Genomic DNA, 21,509 nt, shown 5'->3' with positions numbered 1-21,509 from the left:
GACCAGGGGTATACGGGTTTAGGGGTGTAGAGAAACCCCTAAACTGAACAATGGTGTCTCAATTAACGGCTGATGCCTTAATCTTTCCCCGCGTCTTTGCGTCGATCAAAACGCAAAATATTCAAAACCTACACCTGTAGGTATCGCTTGTCCTCCTACACCCCTAGTTTTAGTTACTTTTCAGGCGATTTGAGAGCTTGATCTAAAACTTGCCGCGCCTGTTGTGCTTTAGCTCGTGCTTCTTGGTAACGCAGATTCGCCTGGGCAAAATTTTTGAGAACTTTAAAACCTTCTTTCAGGCGAGAAATTTCCTCTTCAGTCACTGATTCATCTGAGAATAAAATATCAACAGCCTGACGAATCTCTAATGCCTCAGTTCGTGACTCTTGAACTTTCAGCTTGAGAGTGGCCAGGTTACTCAGAATTTGAACAGCTTGTGTAATAGCATCCTCACCGCTAGCGGTATCAGTGGATGCTTCTTTAACCTCAATTAATTGTTGAGGGCCAAACCCTTCTTCTAATTCCGTAGGTAGCTTACCTGCATCCATCAGCTCCATCAGCTGATCCATTGCTTTCTCACGGGCTTTAGCTGAATCTTTTCCAGGAATAGTAAGAATAATTTCTGGACTTTGAGCGAGAGTGTACTGAACCATATGTAGGCAGAGAGTTTGCTGGTTAACCAAGCCAAGGAAAATAATTTTAACATGTTGGGTGTCAGGTTATTTGTTGGTTTAGTTCTTTTTTCTCTACTCTGAGCAAGCCACTCAAAATAAAACTTTATACTTGAAAAAGGAGAATAAATTTTCAAAGGAGGGGAGAGCAATGGCTTTGAATCCCACCATTATGCAAGCTGTCGAAAAACTTGGCTACCGCGTCACAGTGGGTGATGTAGCAACTCAGGCAGGTTTGAATATTGCACAAGCTAATCAGAGTTTATTAACTCTTGCTGCTGATGCTGGTGGACATTTGCAGGTAGCAGATTCAGGTGATATTGTTTACCTATTTCCGCAAAACTTCCGAGCAATATTACGTAATAAATACTTGCGGTTGCGGTTGCAGGAATGGTGGAATAATGTCTGGAAGGTAATGTTTTACCTGATTCGCATTTCCTTTGGAATTTTTTTAATTGCTTCGATCGCCCTAATTTCTATCACCATCATTATCATCATTACTGCTGCTAACTCAGATCGGGATAGTGATAACAGGGGTAGCAGTTACAATGGTGGCTTTTTCTTCTTCCCAGATTTATTTTGGTATCTTAGCCCCAACTATGATGGCTACTCGCAGGAACGGCGACGCCAAAGGCGAGAAAAAAGCGAACTCAATTTCTTTGAAGCTGTATTTTCCTTCTTGTTTGGAGATGGTTATCCCAATGCCAACTTAGAAGAACGTCGCTGGCGAGAAATTGCGACTGTAATTCGTAGTAACCGTGGGGCAGTAGCAGCAGAACAAATTGCACCATATTTAGACGATATAGGTAAAGGATACACAAAAGAATACGAAGATTATATGCTCCCTGTTCTGATCAAATTCAATGGGGAACCAAAGGTAAGTCCAGAAGGGCAAATTGTATATTATTTTCCAGAATTACAAGTAAGTGCAGCCAAAAAATCCCGTCAATCAGTGCCAGTTTACCTAGAAGAATTACTCTGGCGTTTTAGTGCCGCCACCTCAGGGCAAATAATGCTGAGTGCTGGCTTGGGTATACTCAATTTTGTTGGTGCTTTGGTACTGGGTAGTTTGTTGAGAGACGGCACAATTGCTGCCCAATTAGGGGGACTGGTGGCTTTTGTCCAAGGAATCTATTGGTTGCTATTGGCTTACGGAATAGGTTTTTTGGGTATACCGATAGTTAGGTATTTTTGGATTCAGTCGCGTAATCGTAAAATTACTGAACGTAACCGCGATCGCCTGTCTCGGGCCAGGTTATTAGCCAACGCAGGTGCAGAACTACAGCAAAAAATTGAGTATGCTCATCAGTTTGCAGCAGAAAAAGTGATTGAGGACGAAGATTTGGTTTACTCCACTGAAACTGACTTAATGGAACAGGAAGCTGGTGAGCGTTCCAAACAAATCGAGGCTGAATGGCTACGGCAGTTAGAACGTGGGAGTGAGGAATAGGGACGCAAAGACGGGTAGACGCGGTGAGACAGCGCTGCAGGAGGGTTTCCCTCCGCAGGCGACTGCGTTAGCGCAGCGTTAGCGAGCTTGCGAGCGTCACCCGAAGGGGGACACGGAGAAAGTTTCTCCCTCACTCATCGTACATTCAAGGGTTTGAGACCCCTCTGTTACAAAGTTCTGTTCGTCGGAGACATTGCCGTAGGCATCGCCGGAAGTCGGCGCTCAGACTTTGCGCTACGTCTACACATAGCATATTTTGAGTCGGGGTTTAAATCCCCGACTCAAAATGTCTTTAATGCGCGAATTTTGCACTTCGCAGCGGTAGCGAGTCCGCGATAGCGTTAGCGGTAGCGTTAGCGAGTCATCGAGCGTCGGTACGAGCGTCAGGGGTAGCGACACAGGAGCGTCGCGTCATTTTGAATTTTGAATTGTTAACCCCTTCATCCCCCGGTTGGTGAGCGGAGTCGAACCATGTCCCCCTTATCCCTAACTACTTCGGTTGAATCGGCGTTAGGGCTACACCTTGGTAATAATGTCCCAAAATTTGCAGGTGGTTGATTCCTCGACGCGCCAGATTGTATGCTCCCCACTGACTCATACCTAAACCATGACCAAAGCCAAGCCCTTGAAGTACAAAACTGCCATCTGCTGCTTTAGTGACGCTAAAACGGGTACTCTTGAGCTTGAGCGCTGTCCGCACTTCCTCGCGCTGTAAAACCTTCGTACCCTTGTCACCAACGATTTTTAAGACTTTAACACTGCGAAAAGGTGAGAATGTTTCTGGAATTATCTCCTTGACATTGCCTACACCGGGAAATTTAGCACTAATTTCCGCAGGTGAGAAAGTTTTCACCCAATTACATTCGCTGATATTTTGATCAAAGTCTTGTACAGCACGTAGGTATGGTAAGACATTTCCCCAAACATCTTCCACGTTTTCTGTGTGTCCTCCAGAACAGGCGTGGAAGACCGAGAGAATGATCCTGTTTTTGTAAGTTAGTACCTGATTGGCTGTAGCATCGACTGCTTTATATGTAGCGGGAGATTCGCTGATGACACCCTTATAAATTTGCCAACGATCTGGGCTATCACCTAAATCGTAAACAGGATTATTGCGCTGTTTTTCTCGTTCGTAGAGAGCATAGGTACGGGCGGCGATCGCTTGGGCTTTTAGGGCTTCTTCAGGCCAGCGGGAATCCATTTCCCCACCAATGACGCTGTAAAGATATTCTTCGAGTGCTATCCAATTAATGGCACTTAAGCCCTTATCAGTGGGAATCACTAGAGTTCTGCCGCGATACCAGCGATCGTTAATATAAACGTATCCTTTACCCGTTGGTTCAATCCAAAATAAACCGGACTGCCACTTATCCAAAGCAACGCCACCAGGAACTGGTTGGGCATAAAATGCACTCATCGCTGGCAATTGTCCGAGAGTCCGACCTGTACTATCTTTTAGGGTTGCAGCTGTAGAACTGCCAACTTTTACCTGATTGACACCCCTCTCAATTGCCACCCGCAAGATTACAGATGCTTGAGCTGGGGCAACCAAAGCAATCCACAAAAGGATACTTATCCACCAATGACGTCCCTTAACCTGAGAAAATAAAGAGCCTAATAAAAGTTGGAATTTCATGCTGATCATCTAAATCCATTAGTATCTGTTTGACGCTGTGGAAGCTGCGCCTACAACTTAAGATGAGACAGTTCTCCAACGCAGGAGGTTGCCACCTCTTAACTAATTATGCATTTTGGTTTAGTTATGGGGTAGAAATTAGTTATATCGTGTTCGGTTAAAGACTGATCATTAAGACCGCAGGGGAGCAGAAAGCATAAGCCTACTGCTGCTTCTGTCAAATCTGCCAATTGTAGCGATCGCACTCCCTCAAAGGCAGCTAGATCACCAGGTTTTTCTCGACTAGTAAAGATGAGACAACTTTGATGTTTGGTTTCTCCAACAACTCTGAGGAGTTCTCCGTACCCCTCGTAACCTGAGCGATATTGTCCGACGTAGCCCGGATCTAAAATCGTTTCCATGTACGAATTATAAATTGGTATTAGCTATTTTTCTCGACTATAAATAAGTCTTGCTTAAGCTGCTGACAAGCTTTTTCTATTGCATCTATACTACCTGGATTCACCAATCCAAAATAATCAAATATATAGACTCGATTATTTTTAACTGCTTGTAGTTGTTGCCAAAACGGTTCTTTTTTTAAAGAATCCAAAAGTTCAATTTCTGAATTACTTTGTGGAGGATTAACTAAAATTATTACCTCTGGATTTGCTTCTAAAACTTTTTCAGATGAAAGAGTAACATATCCACCTACAGGACTACTGCCTTGTAATTCTGCTGCCAAATTTTTAGTCCCAAATTTATTGAGCAAATCCCCCGCCCAACTATTTTTATTCGGTGCTAAAATAGGTTGCCGACTAACTAGTACTAAAGTAGAAGGACTTTGAATCAGTTGATCCGGGAAGAAACTTTTGTATCGGTTTAATAGAGGCTGAGGATCAGCATCAATTTTCTGAGCAAGTGTTTTGGTAAGTTCTTCCAAAGACTGCCAAGTATTTACTTGAGTAAGAAATGTAGAGATTCCTAGCTGCTTAAGTTTTTGAATTGGTACGTTAGAAAAACCTTCAGCACCAATAACTAAATCGGGTTTGAGTGATACTATTTTTTCTAAATTGGGAGGACTTTGACCTTCGCTAACACGGGGAATATCCTGGAATCGGCTGTCATTTTTAAATAACCTACTACCAGTAATTCCGACAATTTTTGTTTGATCAAGTTGTGTAATGATGTCGGCCGATAGTGAAGAAAGAGCAACTACTCTTTCGACAGTTTTTTCAGGTAATTGCTGAGAGTTTGTATTGGTAGTTTCAGGCGTATTTGCGATTTTTGCTTGTGGCTGAACAGTTGTCGCAGTATTGCAAGCAGCCAAAACTATACTTAACAACAGTGCTATGGCAGATAAAACCCAACGATGATGTATGTTAAATGTAATTCTAGGTAAAAATGGCATAAAAAACAAACTCAGCATTACGTTTCAAATTTCAAAGAAAGGTGATTCTTCAATACTTAATATAACTAGTCATACAAAAAGGCGAGTAGGAATACAAGCCAATATTCCGGAGAATATATAACTCTGCTACTCGCCGATGTCTATACAAGGTTTATTGAGAATAGCTATCTTTAATATAAATTTATATTTTTTGAGTGCTTATTTACTCAATAATACATATTCTTAACTTCAGCATATTTTTAAATTGTATTTTTTGATACAAAAAACTGATATTTAACCAAACCTTTACTCGTGGAATTTACTGTATAGTTATTGGATTTGTAGTCTTAAGTACATTAAGTACATCATCCTCACCTTCTGTGATTCTCCAATGTTAGATCTTCTGGTGTATTGCAGTTAAATAGCATTTCCAATTCTGGCAATGGTAAAACTTCTACGGATTTTTGCTCAAGCCACTGCTGAAACGATCGCCCGCCTTTGTTGATAAACTCTAAAAGATAGGGCAAACAGCGGCGGTGATAAAAACCACACAGAGGTTGCCAGCCTTTGGGATGATGAGCTAAAGCTGCGATCGCATCATCATCTACGCTACCAAGTTTAGTTATCCAATCTTGCAAAACTTCAGCTCGTAACCTGGGTAAATCGCAAGCCAACAGTAGCACCCAATCTGTTTGGACTTTTGTTAGTCCTTGGGCAAACCCAACTAACGGCCCGTGGGGTAGAGTTTCTCCAGGCAAAGGAATTTCTCGAATAAACTCGCAATCAGGTAAAAGTAAATTTTCATACCGTTCTGGCCAAGGCGTAACTATATAAACAATCCCAGCACAGTTTTGAGCAATATGATAAACCTGTTGCAGCAAAGGCACTCCATGAACGGGAATCAAGGCTTTATCTTGACCCATGCGAGAACTTTTACCCCCTGCTAAAACTATGGCGCTTAATTCGCTGGAGTTCACCATCAGTTTGCCGACTCACAAAAAGTAATACACACACCAGCCACATCAATGATGACAAATTCTTTCATTCCCCAAGGTTTTGTTTCTAGCTGACCATCGGGATGAATCATTTCTCCACCATTTGCTTGAAATTCCTGATAAAGTTGCTCAATGCCATCAACTTGAATGCGAAAGGTTGTTGATTTTGCCAGATGTTGATCCTCATTCTTGAGCAGAAAAATTTCTGCACAGTCGCGCTTGACAATTGCCATAGTAACTGGATTACCTTCCTGATGTATTTTTTTAAATCCTAGTTTTTCATAGAAGGTAATAGATTTTTCCATATCACCACCAGCCGGAATCAGAGGACTGATGTTTTTCAGCACGGGCGGGTTATTCATATGTTAAGTAGTCGTGAAAAATCAAGTATCTGGCTAAGACCGAGTTTCCCAGTCCCTCATCCCCTATTCTGACTTTGCTGGACTTGCTGCCACAACTGCTCTACACTTTCTGCTGGCGCTAAACACTTCAAACCTTGGCAAACTAACCCGATGCTACCCTCTGGTAAATCAGAAACTACGGTGAACACAGCAGTCGGTAAATATTTAGGGTTCAAAGAGTTGATCTGCTCGCTTGTGCTGCGAACTAGAGTAGAGTTACGATACCAATCTAAGGCCGTAAACAAGCTTGGGCAAGCTTGCGGAGCGCGGTGCATAATGCTTCTAAAAGCTTTTAAACCTTGTTCAGCTAAATCAAGATAATGTAGATTATCACTAAGCAAGGCGAGACGGACAAGGTTCGCGATCGCTACGCCGTTAGCTGATGGTGTAGCATTATCCGCATAACTACGCTCTCGCACAATTAAATCTTGACTCGCATCACTAGATGTGTTAAAATAACCACCTAATTCTATACTCCAAAGAAATTCATTAAATTCTTCTTGGATAGCGATCGCTTTTTCTAACCACTGTTTTTGATTCGGGTCACAAGCGTGCAAATCTAGCAGTGCTTTGATAAAAAAGGCGTAATCTTCAGACTGAGCTAAAACAGCTGGTTGACCTGCATAATTGAGTCGATAAAGACGTCCATTCACAAATTGATGATTTAAAATAAAATTCGCCGCCTGAGCTGCTAATTCCAGGTAAGACGGTTGTTGAAAGACTCCAGCCGCTCTTGCCAAACCAGAAATCATCAAGCTATTCCAAGCGACAATCATCTTTGTATCTGTCACCGAAGGAATACGACCAGGCCAATTAACTGTTTTTGCCTCTTGATTATTGCGAGCTGGGGGAAAAGTTTCTAAGGACTCAGGTGCAATGCCATAGCGAGCAGTAAACAGTTTGCTGAGTGATATTTCCAACGTTGTACTTAATTGCCCTGGATGACCCCTTTGTAAGACATTTTTACCTTCAAAGTTGCCGTTAGGAGTCACCGTAAACTGCTGTTGTAATTCTGTTAGTTCAACAGGCGTTAACAGTTGTTCTAGTTCGTCATAGCTCCAAACATAAAACGTTCCTTCCTCCGGTTCTACAGCCGTGGCGTTAATAAAACTATCAGCATCACAAGCCGCATAAAAGTAACCCTCGGGTGCGGTCATTTCTCGCTTCAGCCACAATACAGTCCCAGCAACTGCTCGTGCAAAAGGCGCTGCTTCTACTCCTGCGCTCCACAAATTTGCCAGATACTCTAGAATTTGTCCATTATCGTAGAGCATCTTTTCAAAATGGGGTACTGTCCAAGTATGGTCAACAGTGTAGCGATGAAAGCCGCCGCCTACATGGTCATAAATGCCCCCTAGCGCTAAATCTAGACCCCGTTGGGTACAAACTTGCTTGCTATCATGCCGGGATGCAAAATTAAATCGAGTTCCCCGCAAAGCTAACTCCCCATAAGGAATCATCGGGAAGCTATTGCCTTGTTGACTTGGAGTAATGATTCCTGTGCTGGTTTCCCAGCCTTGCCGGAGTAATTCATGGTCTTCTGACTCACTGATTGTACCGTCTTGCAACACCGCAGACGTGAGTAAAGACTCAATAATTAGAGCTTTGCGTTGGCGCAGGTCTTCTTTTTCTGTGTCGTAGTAGCGACGTAGCGCTTGCAGCACTTGCAAAAAACCAGGACGACCATAACGAGCCTCTAACGGGAAATAAGTACCAGCATAAAACGGTACTAAATCTTCTGGAGAGAGAAACACATTTAAAGGCCAACCCCCTTGGCCACTCATCATTTGCAAAGCCTGCATGTAAATGCTGTCGAGGTCAGGTCTTTCTTCTCTATCTACTTTGATGGGAAGAAAATTGGCATTCATGTACTCGGCAATAGCTACATCAGAAAAAGCTTCACCCTCCATGACAGTACACCAGTGGCAACTAGAGTAGCCAATGGAGAGAAAAATGGGTTTGTTTTGCACCCTTGCAACTGCAAGTGCTTCGTCACACCAAGGCCACCAGTCAATAGGATTTAGTGCGTGTTTGCAAAGGTAAAGACTCTGAGCTTCAGCAAGGCGATTAGTCATGATTAAATGCAGATAGTTGCCTTCTTTGCTCAGTCTAGCCTGTTCCCAAGGGTGTTATATCGAGTGTGATGTAAAGTGTGGGGGATGAGAGGTGAGGGGGATAAGGGAGCAGGGAATTGGGAATTGTCATTGGTTATTCTCCGCGTCCCCGCGTCTTTTCCAGTCCCCAAACTTCTATCGAAAGGAGCGTAGCAGCAAGCTAATAATATGTGCTGGACTTTCTGGTACAGATGATCCTGTTGTTTGGATTCTAGTATTTGGGCTAAGTCCTGCTATCAGGTGGATTAAAAAGGTGATGATTGCGGCCTGTACAAGTTTTTCCAGCATGGCACGTCTCTCTTTAGATGGATAGCATTCAAGCAAGACTGCTGACTTTAACTACATCTCGTACTATCGATTTACCGAATCTAACAAAAATAACCAGACTATAGTTTAAATGAAAGCTGAAAAATTTTGGAAAATGTTATCAATAGCTGACAGTATTCCATCAGCAAGTCTAATTTGGTTATCGGTGTTAGTTACTATCACCAAAATTATGCAGCGAAAGCCAAAATATTGATGTAGCAACAGTTATAGTTTTTTTAATTTGTACCTCTTTCAATGAAACTGGCTCTTTAGACAGCTTTTGTCTTTAAAAAGTGCCCGAAGGTTTATGCTTATTGTAAAAGTATTTTTATAACTTAATAAGTCCAAATTAAAAATCATTATTCATGATGGATCAATATAATGTCATGCATCCTAAAAACTTAAGATTTTCTTTAGAAATTAACTTTTAGTAAAAAATTTAGATCTATAACGAAAACAGTAGAAGAAGACGAACTCCAGTTTGGTGCTGCGATCGATAAAATGTATTTAAAGTAGCTACAAGCACCCTAATTTCATGATTCCTATCGTTATTGAACAATCGGGTCGGGGCGAACGCGCCTTTGATATCTACTCACGGCTGTTACGTGAGCGGATTATCTTTTTAGGACAACAAGTTGATAGCAACGTAGCAAACTTGATTGTTGCCCAACTGCTGTACCTAGATGCTGAAGACTCAGAGAAAGACATTTATATGTACATCAATTCTCCTGGTGGTTCAGTGACGGCCGGCATGGGTATTTTTGACACTATGAAGCATATTCGTCCTGATGTTTGTACAATCTGTACTGGGTTGGCGGCAAGTATGGGCGCTTTCCTGCTCAGCGCTGGTGCTAAGGGTAAGCGGATGAGTTTACCTCATTCTCGAATTATGATTCATCAACCTCTCGGTGGCGCTCAAGGACAAGCGACTGATATTGAGATTCAGGCGCGGGAAATTCTTTACCACAAACGGCGGCTCAATGATTATTTAGCCGAACATACTGGTCAACCAATTGAGCGTATTGCAGAAGACACTGAACGTGACTTTTTTATGTCACCAGAGGCAGCTAGGGAATATGGGTTGATTGACCAAGTAATTGACCGTCATGCTGCTGGTAGCCGTCCAGTAGCTCTAGTTTAGTCAATGGTTAAGCTAATAATCATTCAAATTGCATCCCCGCGTCTCCCCTTCCCCGCGATCCAAGAATCCCCGAACTTCAGGACGGGGAGTGTCAACAATCAAAATCCCGCTACTGGGTCTGGTTGAGATTGCAGGTATTGGAGAAATCCATGTAGTTCTTCTTCGGTAAGCAAGGTGCGTCCTCGCTTACCGTAAGTTTTAATTAGATGCTCTCTTCCTTGTTCGGGTGTCCAGCCTAAGCGCTGGAGTTCAACGTCTGTTTTGGCAATGACGTCAGATAAATCTACAGGTTCGCTCTTTTTCTTTTTCCGAGTTGTTGTCTGGGGAACTGTATCCTCTTGATTGCCATAATTGCGTGGTACAAAAGGGGTGACATTACTGGCAGAAATCCCCAAGGAAGATTGATGATCAATTTGATTGCTAGAGATGCTGCCTAAGCTTTCTGCTGGGGGATCAAAGAGAGATTCTTGGTTGGCGGTAGTTACAGCAAAGTTGGGTACTGAATCTTGGCGATCGCCTACACTTGGACTTCGCGTATCATTGACAATGGGTACGCTAGTTGGGCGATCGTATTGTTCGTTTTTAGTGATTACCGATTCTGATTTGACTTTTTTTCCTTGGGCGATTGGTACAGATGTTTCTTTGTCACTCTTTACTGACCACTGATCACTGTCAAAATCCTCATCTTGGGTGGCAGAATAAGTAAACTCACTCAAACTACCACTTGTGTTTAAAGTAGGATTTGGCTGCGCCTGGGATATTGGTGGTTTAGCAGAAAATGCTGTCGCTTGGGGCACATTCGTGATTCCCAAAACCATTAGTGCCCGGTTTCTAGCTTGATCTTCTGCCGCTTCTACTGTTTCTGCCGCAGCCATACCAGTCGCACGGGTTACGCCCTCAACCTGTACACTAACCCGGACTATATATTTTCCTTGGAAAATTTGTACTAATTCTGAAATCAGGCTACCGTTAGGATACAACCTCTGGAATTGAGCCAACATAATACTGTCACCAATCTAATCTAAGTCTGTTTATCATCCTGAGTGCTGAGTCAAGTAAAAAGTACTCAGTAATGCACACTCAGGTTTATGCCCCGCTACGTTGGCATGAAAATCTATCTTCTCTAGCCCCTAGTCCCTAGCCCACAACACAAAAGAGCGTAATATGAGGCTTATGAGCTGATCCTTACAAGTCGAAGCATTACGAATTGCGAATTGCCTTGTGTCCCAATTGTAGCAGTAGCTATTTTTGGCGAAAAATTTTGGCTACTGCTGATTCCTCTGAGTAGTAGTTCTGGCAATGCTATACTAATTACCTAACTCGTCATTTAGAACTATTTTCTGGAAGTGCGCTCAAATCTACAATAATGGAAATAAGGTTCGCTCTCACTGCTCCTTAAACTGCTTACCTAGTTGTCACCGATTCTACATGTAGGAAAATTGGGTTTATCAGCAGTTCCTCCTAGTTAAAAATTAGAGTCTGATGGCGTAAAATTACTTTCAATCTAGACAATCAAACACCTGTGATTTCTCTATATATAGCGCTTTTGGGCAGCATGGAGAATTCTCCAAAACTGGCTTCTCAAAAACCCATCGCGTAATTACTAGTAGGGCAAAATCTGATTCAGGAGTACTTTTTAAGTTTGGTTGGGTGAAGGGAATTGAACGCAGGCTAACTCTGAGAGCGTCGTGTAGTGAGAAGTTCGTAGATACGCAGAACTGCCCGTAAGGGGAGGTCGGCTTCCTGATTTTGGAACTTCGAGAGCCTTGCTTGAGGGCAATTCGTTTCCAGTTAGTGTTTTGTAAGCCTTCAGTAGTGCTGAGTGCTGTTAGCGGGGCGTTGAGCCGCGTGCTGAGTAACGAGTCAAAGTTCCACTTAGCCCTCATTGCTAGGAACTGTTTGAGTTAGGGAATTGAACAAGGAACTTGTTTCTTTTTCTTTCTGAACTTAAGTCGCTTGTTCTTGGGCTAAATTGCTCTGACACGAGAACTTCTTAAGTAGGGAACAGGAACCCATGCTTAAAAATGTGGGATCGAAATCAGAACACTGTTTTTCTCGCGCTGCGCGTCTAGAAAAATATCTTTTCTTGAAGTGCAGTTCTAAACCCACAACTAAAGTTTTTATTACTGTTCCCTGTTCAGCGTTAAGCGTTCCCTACCCCAAAGGGTTTTGCAACGGATACTTCGCTCAACTTGGGAAACCAGAGCGCGAAAGCATCCTCATAAAATGATGTTTTGACCAAAGGTCGGTTCACTGCATGGAATTTTCAATCGCCACACTCCTTGCCAATTTCACCGATGATAAATTGGTGGCTCGTAAAGTTTTAGAAAAGAAACTTGGTTGCGAGGATGAAGATAGTTTACAAAAACTTCACATTGCCCTGGACGTTCTAGAAAAAATAGGGATTTTGGTGAAAGAACGCGGTAAATATCGGCGTGTCACGGAAGAGGGGGTAATTGAAGCAAAACTCCGGTGTTCTAGTAAGGGGTTTTGCTTTGCTATTCAAGATATGGAAGGAGCGGAGGACATTTACATCCGCGAAAGTCATCTGAGTAATGCTTGGAATGGCGATCGCGTTTTAGTGAGAGTTCTCAAAGAAGGTAGCCGCCGTCGCTCTCCTGAAGGAGAAGTGAAACTAATTCTCGAACGCTCCAACCACACTTTACTAGCACGCATTAAACAAGTGGAAAGCGGTTTTCGGGCTGTACCCTTGGATGATCGGCTGCTGTTTGAGTTGAAACTCCAAGCAAATGGCGTCAAATTGGATGATGCTATCGATCACCTCGCTCATGTAGAAGTTCTACGCTATCCCCTAGCACAATATCCCCCACTGGGTCGGGTAGTACAAATTCTCGGTAGTGATGCCGAAGCAGCTGCCGATATAGATTTGGTAACTTGTAAACACGATCTTTCCCGCAATTTCCCGGATAACGTTCTAGAAGCAGCAGCGAAATTACCAAAGAGATTGCTGAAAGCAGATCTCAAAAATCGCCAAGATTTACGCAATTTATTTACTTTCACCATCACTGGGGTGAATGGTGACTCGAAGGTAGTAGAAAATGCTTTTAGCCTAGAAAAAACTCCAGATGGATACTGGGTTTTGGGCTTTCACATCAGTGATCTCTCCCATTATATCCAACCGGACGAGGCTTTAGACAGAGAAGCGCTCAAGCGAGGCAGATCTGTCTATTTGGGAGAATTAATGCTACCAATGTTGCCTGAAGTCGTAGCAGAACGTTGTTCTTTAGTAGCAAGTAGCGATCGCCTGGCGCTCTCTTTTTTAATTACAATTGACCCCAAATCAGGACAATTGGAAGAGTGGGAAATTCAACCTAGCGTGATTCACGTAGACACCGCACTCAATAAAGAACAAGCCGAGGCAATTCTCGCAGGTCAACCTGTGCCAAAGCAATCAGAACAAGTCATCCAAATGCTGCAAGACCTACAAGCCCTGCAACAGGTAGTTAAACAAGTACGCTTGGCTCGTGGTAGCTTACAGCTAAATCTGCCGCCCCATCAAAATCCTTACTATGATGAGGGTGTTTTGGGGGCTGTCGTGGTTAATGATTTAGCCGTGCGATCGCTATTAACAGAGTTTGTGCTACTAGTGAATCAACTGATAGCCAGCCACTTGAATGCTTTAGGCATTCCTGCCATCTGGCGAGTCCAGGGCGCACCCGACCTCGAAGATGTGCAAGAAATGCTAAAATTGGCGATTAATTTAGGCGTAGAACTGGCATTAGACCCAGAAGTAGATATCCAACCCCTAGATTATCAACAATTGACCAGAGCTTTTGCCGAATCTCCTTCTGAGCAAGTTCTGACTTACTTGTTACAAGATACTCTCAAGCCAGCGCTCTACAGCACCAGCAAAGGTAATCACTTTGGTTTGGCATTACCGCAATACACCCACTTTAGTGCCCCTCTGCGGCGTTACCCAGATTTACTGATGCAGCGAGTATATTATGCTCTAATAGAACACGGACGTGATCGCCGTAACACCCGTGTCAAAGAGCGCGTCAACCTGCGCCACTCATCCTGTCACGATGAAATTAACTGGAACGTCTTACCCCCAGAATTGCAACAAGAACTCCAAAGCGATTTGACTAGAGTCATAGTGCAAATCAACGACAGAGAAAAAGAAGTCCAAGAAGCCGAAGCCGACTTAGCCGGACTGCAAAAAGCCCAATTGATGAAACAACGCATCGGCCAAGTGTTTCAAGGCGTAATTACTGGCGTTCAGTCCTATGGGTTCTTTGTAGAAATTGAAGTCTCCGCCGCAGAAGTTGAGGTGAGTAGTCATGTTGGTGTACCCTTGCGGGTTGAGGGACTAGTACATGTCAGTTCTCTCAAAGACGATTGGTATGAGTATCGTGCTAGACAACAGGCACTATTTGGCCGCAAAAATCGCGCTTCCTATAGACTAGGCGATCGCGTGGCTGTACAAGTTAAAAGTGTTGATTACTATCGCCAGCAAATTGATTTAGTCACTGTCGGTAGCGATGGTGTCGCGAAAAACTTCAGTGTTAGTAACGCCAACGATGATGTATCAGATTTCTACATGTCAAATGACATTGAGCCTGACGACGATTTAGAACCTTATCTTGAAGATGAAGAATAAAAATCTCCAACAAAGGCTCAATGGTGTCTCTACATAGGTGACTAAAAATATTAGCTGAACTGTGTCGCCTTTCATTTCATCCTGCAAAACCTGTGTCAAATAACACCAAGCCTCTTATTTTAGGCGTATCAGGTGCTTCTGGTTTAATTTATGCCGTTCGCGCACTCAAATTTCTCCTAGAAGCTGAGTATAAAATTGAACTAGTTGCTTCCAAATCAACTTATATGGTTTGGCAATCAGAACAGGATATGCGGATGCCGCCAGAACCCACAGCACAAGAGCAATTCTGGCGGGAACAAGCTGGAGTTCCACTTTTAGGTAAACTCCGTTGCCATCCCTGGGGTGATGTCGGGGCCAATATCGCCAGTGGCTCCTTTCGGACTTTGGGGATGATAATTATCCCATGTAGTATGAGTACAGTGGCCAAAATAGCCGTTGGTTTGAGTTCCGACTTATTAGAGCGAGCAGCAGATGTACAACTTAAAGAAGGACGAAAGCTGGTAATTGTCCCCCGCGAAACTCCTTTAAGCTTGATTCACTTGCGTAATTTAACCTCTTTGGCAGAAGTTGGTACTAGAATTGTGCCTGCGATTCCCGCCTGGTATCATAATCCCCAAACTATTGAGGATTTGGTAGATTTTGTAGTTGCCCGTGCTTTAGATCAACTAGATATTGACTGCATCCCAATTCAACGATGGCAAGGGCGGTAATTCGTAATGACGCGACGCAGGAGCGTCGCTCTAAGCGAAGCTATGCCGTAGGCTTTACGCTAACGCTATCGATGACTCGCTCTAAGCGAAGCTATGCCGCAGGCTTTACGCTGCGCTAACGTAATTCGTAATTCGTAATGACGCTCCTACGGACGCTTGTACCTCGCTCTATGCGAAGCTATGCCGTTCGCCCTTGGCGTCTTTGTTAACAGAAGGCTTGACGCTGCGCTAACGCTACCGCTACGAAGCGCGTAATTCGTAATTAAGAAAGCTAGATTTAATTTAGGTTTCTCTATGCCTGAATCTATAATTTTTTCGGACAATTAGTGTAAAACCCCATTCCCCATTCCTATGGCTGTAATTCGCTTAATTCTATTAGTGGCGGTACTGGGAGGGCTAACGTTATTGTTAGTCCAAAATTGGTCTCCTGCCCTATCGCTAGTATTTTTGGGTATGCGGACTCTACCATTACCACTAGCTATGTGGATTTTGTTTAGTACTGCCACTGGTGCTTTAACATCTTTAGTGATCACTTTCTTATTTAGATTGTCCGATTATTTTGCGATCGCAAAACGCCAAACTCCATCCCAAGCAACGTCAACTTCATCGCGTACAAGAGTAAATCAAAGAGAAAAAACTACACCTCCACCTGCCAATCCTGCATCGTCAGCTGGTAGAACACAATACACTACCAATGAAGCCATCGATGACTGGGAGACAAATAATAGAGATGATGATTGGAATTTTGATGAAAAGCCAGAACAAGCGCCTACTCCCAGTTCTCAATCTCAGGAGTTTAGAGATTCTCGAACCTCCGAACGTCAACCAGATACTAAAAACAGTTCTCAATCTGATTCAGTTTATTCCTATAACTACCGAGAACCAAAAAATACCGCTGTGGGCAAAACTGAATCAGTCTACGATGCCGATTACCGGGTGATTATCCCGCCTTATCAACCACCAAATACTAATCAAGCAGATGATGACGATTGGGGATTTTTTGACGACGACACCGAGGATGAAGATAAACGCTCCCGTCGGTGAGATATAAAAATCTTAGGTCTCTATTTGATCCCACACCGTTCTCTAGACTCCTGAATGACTTTGCCAGTCATCGCAGCTTCCTGCAAAGTCATAAAAGCATTAAAATCTTCTACATCATAACGGGTACTCAGTAGTTCCCTAAGTCGGTTTTCTGCTTCCACAGTTAAATAGCCAGCTGCTAGAGCTTTTTGCACTATATCTCGAATTCTGGTCATGGTTGACACCTTAGTCATACTAATTCTTTGATTCGGGCTTACTTAGGTGAAACATGCAGTAGTTTTTGTGCCTAAACCTTTAAACTAGTAAAGTTGCTGTGTATATTACTGCTATGTCGAGTCATTATTTACACTATCATTGGAAACACTAATTAATTAGACCTGATTATAGCCAGACTTTGGAATTACAGTACTGTGTTTATAAAAACCCAGTGCTTATGCTTAATGAATATTACCCATCAGACATAGATCATTAGTTGTTTATGTAGACAGAAATTTTTTCGATAAAGTTTCAAACAATTTTTGTTAAATTTCTGTTAAGCCAAAGATACCTAATCAACTACTGCCAAGTCACCTAACGAAGGTTACTAAATTCGTTATAAATTTATCGTTTACTTATTCTGCTTTCATACAAGAATCGTTAATATATTGCCTTAGTTACTTTAAATACATAAATAACGCTAATGGCAACAATAAATTCTGATCAATCAAATCACATAGAAGATGAATTTATAGAAGCTAAAAACAATTGGGAATTGGAAAAGTTATACATAGATTTAGCTTCTGCCAAAGGAAAAGCCCTAACACCTGTAGAGAAGAAATTTCTTAGAGGTTTGCTTTGTGGTTGTAGTCCTGCGGAAATTGCGAGTAAAGTGTATCAAAGTCGTAGTAGTAGTACTGTTAGGGTTTATCTTTCTAATGGTTTATACAAATACATAGAAGAAATGCTGAGTAACCAAGCAGGACACTCAGTTAAGGTAAAAAGTTGGAGTCGAGTTACTCATTTATTAGAAAAAGCTGGGTATAAAAAAGTTTGGCTGGGAGTACAGTCAGCGATCGCATCTCTAAACACTAACAGAGGAATAGAGATTGATTTAGTAACAAATACATCAAATCAACTACAAGATTGGGGCGAAGCAATAGATATCAGTTTATTCTCTGGGCGAACAAAAGAACTAGCAGTAGTTGGATCATGGATAGTTCAAGAGCGCTGTCGATTAGTGGTTCTCTTGGGTATGGGTGGGATTGGGAAAACTGCTTTTTCTGTAAAGCTAGCAGAAGAAATTAAAGATAACTTTGCATATATAGTGTGGCGATCGCTACGTCTAGCACCACCTCTAGAAGTCATCTTAGATCAAATCATCCAAGTTTTGTCTCCACAGTCAGAGGCAAAAAAAGCAGTTACCTTAGATGATAAACTTTCGTATTTAATTGATTGTTTGCGCTCCTGTCGTTGTTTAATTGTTTTAGATCATGTTGATGCAATTTTATGTAGCAATGATGAGAATGAATCATTAAAATATCTCACTCCAACAGCCAATAATTTAGAGATTAAAAATACTTTTACCAACTCATTATCACAAATTTGCTATCATCAAGGTTATGAAATGTATGGAGAATTGATCAGAAGAATAGGCGACTCACAACACCAAAGCTGCTTGGTACTAACAAGTCGAGAAAAGCCCCCAGACATTACTGCCATGGAAGGAAAAGTATTACCTGTTCGTTCTTGCAAATTAACTGGGTTAAATCAAATTGAAATCATCCCAATTATAAAAGCAAAGGGATTTTCTAATTTAAAAACAGAGGAATATAAATTATTCACCGAGTTGTATGCAGGCAATCCCTTACTTATTAAGTTAGCTGCTACTACGATTCAAGAATTATTTTCTGGTAATATACACGAATTTCTAGAACAGGGTAATATAATTTTTGGGGATATCCGAGCGATTTTAGACCAGCAGTTTGCTCGCTTGTCTGATTTAGAAAAGCAAATTATGTACTGGATTGCTCTCCAACCGGATTTTGTGGCGGTGGAGAAATTACAGCAGGATATTTTACCAGGCTTGTCAAAGCAGTTTTCGCCAAGATTAATATTAGAAGCGATAGAGTTATTACAAAAGCGATCGCTAATTGAAAAACAAGCATCCGGCTTTACCCAGACTCCAGTATTAAAAGAGTATCTAATTGAACGCTTAATTGAGGAAAATTTTAAATTAAGCGAACAGAAACAGGGACATTTATTGATGAGCCAAACAATTTTTGCAACGCAACTGAAGAAATATATCCAAGAAAATCGCCTTAGAAAATAGACTTCTTGCATAAATTTTTTTTTCACGCAGAGGCGCAGCGAAAAGTTCTGTTCGCGTAGCGTCTCCGTCAGGAGAAGGAGGGTTTCCCTCCGTAGGAACGCCACTTGCGCGGCTGCCGGGGAACCCGTCCAACGCAGTGGCTCAACTTTTCAAGACAGAGACGCAGAGAAGAGAACGCAAAGAAGGACTTTTGCAAAAGGTCTAATGAATTGCGATCGCTCTCTACTTTCTTTGGATAACAATCAGTTCATATCCGCTGCATTTTGTTTTGCTCTAGCAATTTGAATTAGTGCAAGTATTTGTTTCACATTTTCATCTGGTTCACACTCTGGAAACGTAGCTACAACTTCCTCAATCTTTTCTAAGCGATACCACCAAGTTTGACTGGCTCTGTGATAGCGATATCCTTGGATAGATTTGGCTTTAGCTTGAAAGTTACCTCTAGGATCGCAAGGAGCAATAACAATTAGCCAATTAGTGTCATCAAGCTCAATTCGCATATCTATTTTTTGAGCATCAAGCTGATGAGCATAAGCTAATATCTGTTCTGCAAATATCTCCGGTACTCGGATTGATTTAGTCGGTTTATGTCGCCATTGTGATTTGTAGGGGATAAGGTTTTTGGAATTACCATGTTGATGAGCCATGCTTTAACCCCCTAATTGCTAGCTAGTGATGATAGATTTTATCATCGCAGCCAGCAAACAGGGAATAGTTTTTCCTATTTGCTGTTCTTATCTGGGAGTAAGAGACACCTTTGAATATTAGATGTTCGCTGGCTGCGATCGCTCGTCAATTTGATTTTAGGCAACAAGTCAGTACTAAAATAAAGTATTGTAAGGCTTCAAAGTCCGTCATTATCCGGTTTTTTGTCAGTCTCAAACAGCGATTAAGATCACTCATAACTGGAGCAAAGTAATTTGGTAGACAGCTTATTGCAAGGAGTCAACCTATATTTAATTGGCATGATGGGCGTTGGTAAAACAACTGTAGGGCGCTTAGTAGCAAAGCAATTGGGTTATGGGTTCGTAGATACTGATGATGTGATTGTTCAAGCAGCTGGTAAATCAATCAATCAAATATTTGCTGAGGAAGGCGAAACAGCATTTCGCCAGCTAGAAAGTGATGTATTAGCACAAGTTTGTGCTTATACAAAATTAACCATAGCTACAGGTGGGGGCATCGTAGTGCGGCAAGAAAACTGGAGTTACCTGCACCATGGTTTAATAGTGTGGTTGAATGTGCCACTGGAATTGCTTTACAGCCGTTTAACAGAGGATACCACAAGACCACTGTTGCAGGACGCTGACCCGAAAGAAAAATTGCGATCGCTTCTGGAACAACGACAACCACTTTATTCCCAAGCTGATTTGCAAATCACCGTCAGCGAAGGAGACGCAGCAGAAGAAATTGCTAATAGAATCATGGAAGCAATTCCTAGCGTGTTAAAAACGTCAGTTTCTCACTAGTTTGGGGATGGAGAACAGGCACAGGGGTAGGTAGGGAAAAAGGAGCAAGGGGGAGACATATATCTAACTTTTCCCCTCTCCTTGCTCCCTGCTTCCTCATTCCCCTCATCTCCGACTAGCCTGTAGTTATGCGACGGTATCGCCCCTGAATTATTGTATAGATTCCATAGGCAACCAAACCTAAAGCTACAATGCCCAAAAGCCATGAACCATAAGGCTGTTGAGCGAGAGTTTGTAACGCTTCATCCAACCCTCCAGCAGCAGCGGCATTTGACTGAGTTGCCGCTTGAATCAGAAACCAACCGATAATGCAGAATACTATACCCCTTGCTAACAAACCAAATCTACAAATTCCAATCAGCCATTGAGTTTCTCTGTGATCTAACTCAGATAAATCAAGTTCTCTACGAAATTTGACACTATAAGCTTGATAAAACTGATAGAAACCTAAAGCAATTATGAATACTCCTACAGTTCCGACTAACCATTTACCAAAGGGCTGAGAAAGCAAACGTGCAGTCCAATCTTCGGTAGAGTTACTACTTCCACCATCACCAGAACCGCTAATAATTCGTATGGCACTGAAGGCTAAACCTGCATAAATAAAACCATTAATTGCATAACCGATTCGTTGTGCCAAACCCTTGGCATCGTTACCTTTATTTTCAGGGTCTTTAATTACTTGAAAAAAACGCCACAATACGTATCCAATTAAGCCAATTGCTACCAAAGCTAGTAAAAACTTACCAAATGGTTGATTAGCGATCGTACTAAGAGCGCCTTTAGTATCTGTTGTTCTCCCACCTGTACCAAAAGCCGCCTGTGCTGCCAGGATACCAACAACGCCGTAAACTACTCCCTTAGAAATATAGCCAAACCGTGCTAGTCTTTCAACCCACGATGAAGAATGATATCTCAGTTGTTGTGACATGGTAGTTAGGGAGAAGTTTATTTATTTTTTTAGCAATATTTATCTCAAGTTCACATCTATCAAAAGATAAGTTTTGTACCGCTTTCACTAAAATTTATAATGATTTTAATTAGTTAAATTTTAGATATTTATATCTAATAATAGAGGCGTATTATTCAAATTAACGTTATTACTTAAATAAGTGTTAATTGTTAAATTCAACTAGTTCCGTGGGTTTAAGTTCCCCGGTTCTATAATCGGCAGGTTTTGTGTTAGGGTCTGTCTTACTAAAGTTCAGATCGGAGGAAACCCCCTGGTGACTTTGCGCTCAATCCCCATTACAAAACTTAATTACGCGCTTCGC

19 protein-coding genes and 1 pseudogene are annotated in these 21,509 nt (G+C 42.1%); 7 read left to right on the top strand and 13 right to left on the bottom strand.

Annotation, left to right across the window (positions count from 1 at the left end):
• Positions 1–173: 173 nt before the first annotated feature.
• Complete coding sequence (locus tag AC5JMF_RS08225) at positions 174–653, bottom strand: hypothetical protein (protein WP_495795214.1); 480 nt, start codon at positions 651–653, stop codon at positions 174–176.
• A 169-nt stretch (positions 654–822) separates the two neighbouring features.
• On the opposite strand from AC5JMF_RS08225, the gene AC5JMF_RS08220 reads away from it, so the two are divergent.
• A complete protein-coding gene (locus AC5JMF_RS08220; protein ID WP_495795213.1) occupies positions 823–2,121 on the top strand; it encodes a hypothetical protein in 1,299 nt (432 codons plus the stop codon).
• A 490-nt stretch (positions 2,122–2,611) separates the two neighbouring features.
• On the opposite strand, the gene AC5JMF_RS08215 is transcribed toward AC5JMF_RS08220, so the two are convergent.
• From AC5JMF_RS08215 to AC5JMF_RS08185, 7 genes and pseudogenes are all read right to left on the bottom strand, one after another.
• Entirely contained in the window at positions 2,612–3,757 is a 1,146-nt protein-coding gene (locus AC5JMF_RS08215; RefSeq protein ID WP_495795212.1) for a SpoIID/LytB domain-containing protein, read from the bottom strand.
• Positions 3,758–3,966: 209 nt separating this feature from the next.
• Positions 3,967–4,155: pseudogene (locus tag AC5JMF_RS08210) on the bottom strand (NB-ARC domain-containing protein); the annotation flags it as partial.
• A 23-nt stretch (positions 4,156–4,178) separates the two neighbouring features.
• Positions 4,179–5,147 carry an ABC transporter substrate-binding protein gene (locus AC5JMF_RS08205; RefSeq protein ID WP_495795211.1) on the bottom strand — a complete coding sequence of 323 codons (969 nt, stop codon included), beginning with the start codon at positions 5,145–5,147 and terminating at the stop codon, positions 4,179–4,181.
• Between the two features lie 350 nt (positions 5,148–5,497).
• Complete coding sequence (locus AC5JMF_RS08200) at positions 5,498–6,106, bottom strand: molybdenum cofactor guanylyltransferase (RefSeq protein WP_495795210.1); 609 nt, start codon at positions 6,104–6,106, stop codon at positions 5,498–5,500.
• A complete protein-coding gene (locus AC5JMF_RS08195) occupies positions 6,106–6,483 on the bottom strand; it encodes a DUF8817 family protein (RefSeq protein ID WP_495795209.1) in 378 nt (125 codons plus the stop codon). The genes AC5JMF_RS08200 and AC5JMF_RS08195 overlap by 1 nt, the downstream gene beginning before the upstream one ends.
• 56 nt (positions 6,484–6,539) lie before the next feature.
• On the bottom strand, positions 6,540–8,597 hold the full coding sequence (locus tag AC5JMF_RS08190; protein WP_495795208.1) for a thioredoxin domain-containing protein: 2,058 nt from the start codon (positions 8,595–8,597) through the stop codon (positions 6,540–6,542).
• Positions 8,598–8,771: 174 nt separating this feature from the next.
• Positions 8,772–8,924, bottom strand: a complete 153-nt coding sequence (locus AC5JMF_RS08185; protein ID WP_495795207.1) for a QAALIT motif small membrane protein — start codon at positions 8,922–8,924, stop codon at positions 8,772–8,774.
• A 553-nt stretch (positions 8,925–9,477) separates the two neighbouring features.
• Here AC5JMF_RS08185 and clpP point away from each other — a divergent pair.
• Positions 9,478–10,083 carry an ATP-dependent Clp endopeptidase proteolytic subunit ClpP gene (gene clpP / locus AC5JMF_RS08180; protein WP_495795206.1) on the top strand — a complete coding sequence of 202 codons (606 nt, stop codon included), beginning with the start codon at positions 9,478–9,480 and terminating at the stop codon, positions 10,081–10,083.
• Positions 10,084–10,181: 98 nt separating this feature from the next.
• On the opposite strand, the gene AC5JMF_RS08175 is transcribed toward clpP, so the two are convergent.
• Together AC5JMF_RS08175 and AC5JMF_RS08170 are read right to left on the bottom strand one after the other, a co-directional pair.
• Positions 10,182–11,084, bottom strand: coding sequence for a slr1353 family protein (locus AC5JMF_RS08175; protein ID WP_495795205.1), 903 nt, complete (start codon positions 11,082–11,084; stop codon positions 10,182–10,184).
• A 498-nt stretch (positions 11,085–11,582) separates the two neighbouring features.
• Positions 11,583–11,969 carry a hypothetical protein gene (locus AC5JMF_RS08170; protein WP_495795204.1) on the bottom strand — a complete coding sequence of 129 codons (387 nt, stop codon included), beginning with the start codon at positions 11,967–11,969 and terminating at the stop codon, positions 11,583–11,585.
• A 371-nt stretch (positions 11,970–12,340) separates the two neighbouring features.
• On the opposite strand from AC5JMF_RS08170, the gene AC5JMF_RS08165 reads away from it, so the two are divergent.
• The 3 genes from AC5JMF_RS08165 (at position 12,341) to AC5JMF_RS08155 (ending at position 16,458) form a co-directional block, all read left to right on the top strand.
• Positions 12,341–14,704 (top strand): ribonuclease R family protein, encoded by a 2,364-nt coding sequence (locus AC5JMF_RS08165; protein WP_495795203.1) that lies wholly within the window; start codon positions 12,341–12,343, stop codon positions 14,702–14,704.
• Between the two features lie 92 nt (positions 14,705–14,796).
• Positions 14,797–15,414 carry a flavin prenyltransferase UbiX gene (locus tag AC5JMF_RS08160; protein ID WP_495795202.1) on the top strand — a complete coding sequence of 206 codons (618 nt, stop codon included), beginning with the start codon at positions 14,797–14,799 and terminating at the stop codon, positions 15,412–15,414.
• 351 nt (positions 15,415–15,765) lie between these two features.
• Positions 15,766–16,458 carry a LapA family protein gene (locus tag AC5JMF_RS08155; RefSeq protein WP_495795201.1) on the top strand — a complete coding sequence of 231 codons (693 nt, stop codon included), beginning with the start codon at positions 15,766–15,768 and terminating at the stop codon, positions 16,456–16,458.
• Between the two features lie 20 nt (positions 16,459–16,478).
• Here the strand turns inward: AC5JMF_RS08155 and AC5JMF_RS08150 are convergent, their stop codons facing one another.
• Positions 16,479–16,673: a hypothetical protein gene (locus AC5JMF_RS08150; protein ID WP_495795200.1), complete on the bottom strand. Its 195-nt coding sequence runs from the start codon at positions 16,671–16,673 to the stop codon at positions 16,479–16,481.
• Positions 16,674–17,137: 464 nt separating this feature from the next.
• Here AC5JMF_RS08150 and AC5JMF_RS08145 point away from each other — a divergent pair, with 464 nt between their 5' ends.
• Positions 17,138–18,766: an NB-ARC domain-containing protein gene (locus AC5JMF_RS08145; RefSeq protein WP_495795199.1), complete on the top strand. Its 1,629-nt coding sequence runs from the start codon at positions 17,138–17,140 to the stop codon at positions 18,764–18,766.
• 242 nt (positions 18,767–19,008) lie between these two features.
• Here the strand turns inward: AC5JMF_RS08145 and AC5JMF_RS08140 are convergent, their stop codons facing one another.
• The gene (locus AC5JMF_RS08140) at positions 19,009–19,413 is read right to left on the bottom strand and encodes a hypothetical protein (protein WP_495795198.1); all 405 of its coding nucleotides are present in this window, start codon (positions 19,411–19,413) and stop codon (positions 19,009–19,011) included.
• Between the two features lie 318 nt (positions 19,414–19,731).
• On the opposite strand from AC5JMF_RS08140, the gene AC5JMF_RS08135 reads away from it, so the two are divergent.
• Positions 19,732–20,235: a shikimate kinase gene (locus AC5JMF_RS08135; protein WP_495795238.1), complete on the top strand. Its 504-nt coding sequence runs from the start codon at positions 19,732–19,734 to the stop codon at positions 20,233–20,235.
• 115 nt (positions 20,236–20,350) lie between these two features.
• Here AC5JMF_RS08135 and AC5JMF_RS08130 read toward each other — a convergent pair whose 3' ends face one another.
• The gene (locus AC5JMF_RS08130; RefSeq protein WP_495795197.1) at positions 20,351–21,166 is read right to left on the bottom strand and encodes a DUF1206 domain-containing protein; all 816 of its coding nucleotides are present in this window, start codon (positions 21,164–21,166) and stop codon (positions 20,351–20,353) included.
• Between the last annotated feature and the right edge of the window lie 343 nt (positions 21,167–21,509).

Source organism: Desmonostoc vinosum (genome assembly GCF_059505385.1).
The sequence above is the reverse complement of the archived record's forward strand: the minus strand, read 5'-3'. Positions and strand labels throughout refer to the sequence as shown.

Coding starts and splice junctions, on each gene's coding strand:
- AC5JMF_RS08195 (WP_495795209.1), bottom strand. CDS start 6,483: ATGAATAACCCGCCCGTGCTGAAAAACATCAGTCCTCTGATTCCGGCT.
- AC5JMF_RS08130 (WP_495795197.1), bottom strand. CDS start 21,166: ATGTCACAACAACTGAGATATCATTCTTCATCGTGGGTTGAAAGACTA.
- AC5JMF_RS08140 (WP_495795198.1), bottom strand. CDS start 19,413: ATGGCTCATCAACATGGTAATTCCAAAAACCTTATCCCCTACAAATCA.
- AC5JMF_RS08150 (WP_495795200.1), bottom strand. CDS start 16,673: ATGACCAGAATTCGAGATATAGTGCAAAAAGCTCTAGCAGCTGGCTAT.
- AC5JMF_RS08190 (WP_495795208.1), bottom strand. CDS start 8,597: ATGACTAATCGCCTTGCTGAAGCTCAGAGTCTTTACCTTTGCAAACAC.
- AC5JMF_RS08155 (WP_495795201.1), top strand. CDS start 15,766: ATGGCTGTAATTCGCTTAATTCTATTAGTGGCGGTACTGGGAGGGCTA.
- AC5JMF_RS08225 (WP_495795214.1), bottom strand. CDS start 653: ATGGTTCAGTACACTCTCGCTCAAAGTCCAGAAATTATTCTTACTATT.
- AC5JMF_RS08215 (WP_495795212.1), bottom strand. CDS start 3,757: ATGAAATTCCAACTTTTATTAGGCTCTTTATTTTCTCAGGTTAAGGGA.
- AC5JMF_RS08220 (WP_495795213.1), top strand. CDS start 823: ATGGCTTTGAATCCCACCATTATGCAAGCTGTCGAAAAACTTGGCTAC.
- AC5JMF_RS08135 (WP_495795238.1), top strand. CDS start 19,732: ATGATGGGCGTTGGTAAAACAACTGTAGGGCGCTTAGTAGCAAAGCAA.
- AC5JMF_RS08185 (WP_495795207.1), bottom strand. CDS start 8,924: ATGCTGGAAAAACTTGTACAGGCCGCAATCATCACCTTTTTAATCCAC.
- AC5JMF_RS08205 (WP_495795211.1), bottom strand. CDS start 5,147: ATGCCATTTTTACCTAGAATTACATTTAACATACATCATCGTTGGGTT.
- AC5JMF_RS08175 (WP_495795205.1), bottom strand. CDS start 11,084: ATGTTGGCTCAATTCCAGAGGTTGTATCCTAACGGTAGCCTGATTTCA.
- AC5JMF_RS08170 (WP_495795204.1), bottom strand. CDS start 11,969: ATGAGGGCTAAGTGGAACTTTGACTCGTTACTCAGCACGCGGCTCAAC.
- clpP (WP_495795206.1), top strand. CDS start 9,478: ATGATTCCTATCGTTATTGAACAATCGGGTCGGGGCGAACGCGCCTTT.
- AC5JMF_RS08145 (WP_495795199.1), top strand. CDS start 17,138: ATGGCAACAATAAATTCTGATCAATCAAATCACATAGAAGATGAATTT.
- AC5JMF_RS08200 (WP_495795210.1), bottom strand. CDS start 6,106: ATGGTGAACTCCAGCGAATTAAGCGCCATAGTTTTAGCAGGGGGTAAA.
- AC5JMF_RS08165 (WP_495795203.1), top strand. CDS start 12,341: ATGGAATTTTCAATCGCCACACTCCTTGCCAATTTCACCGATGATAAA.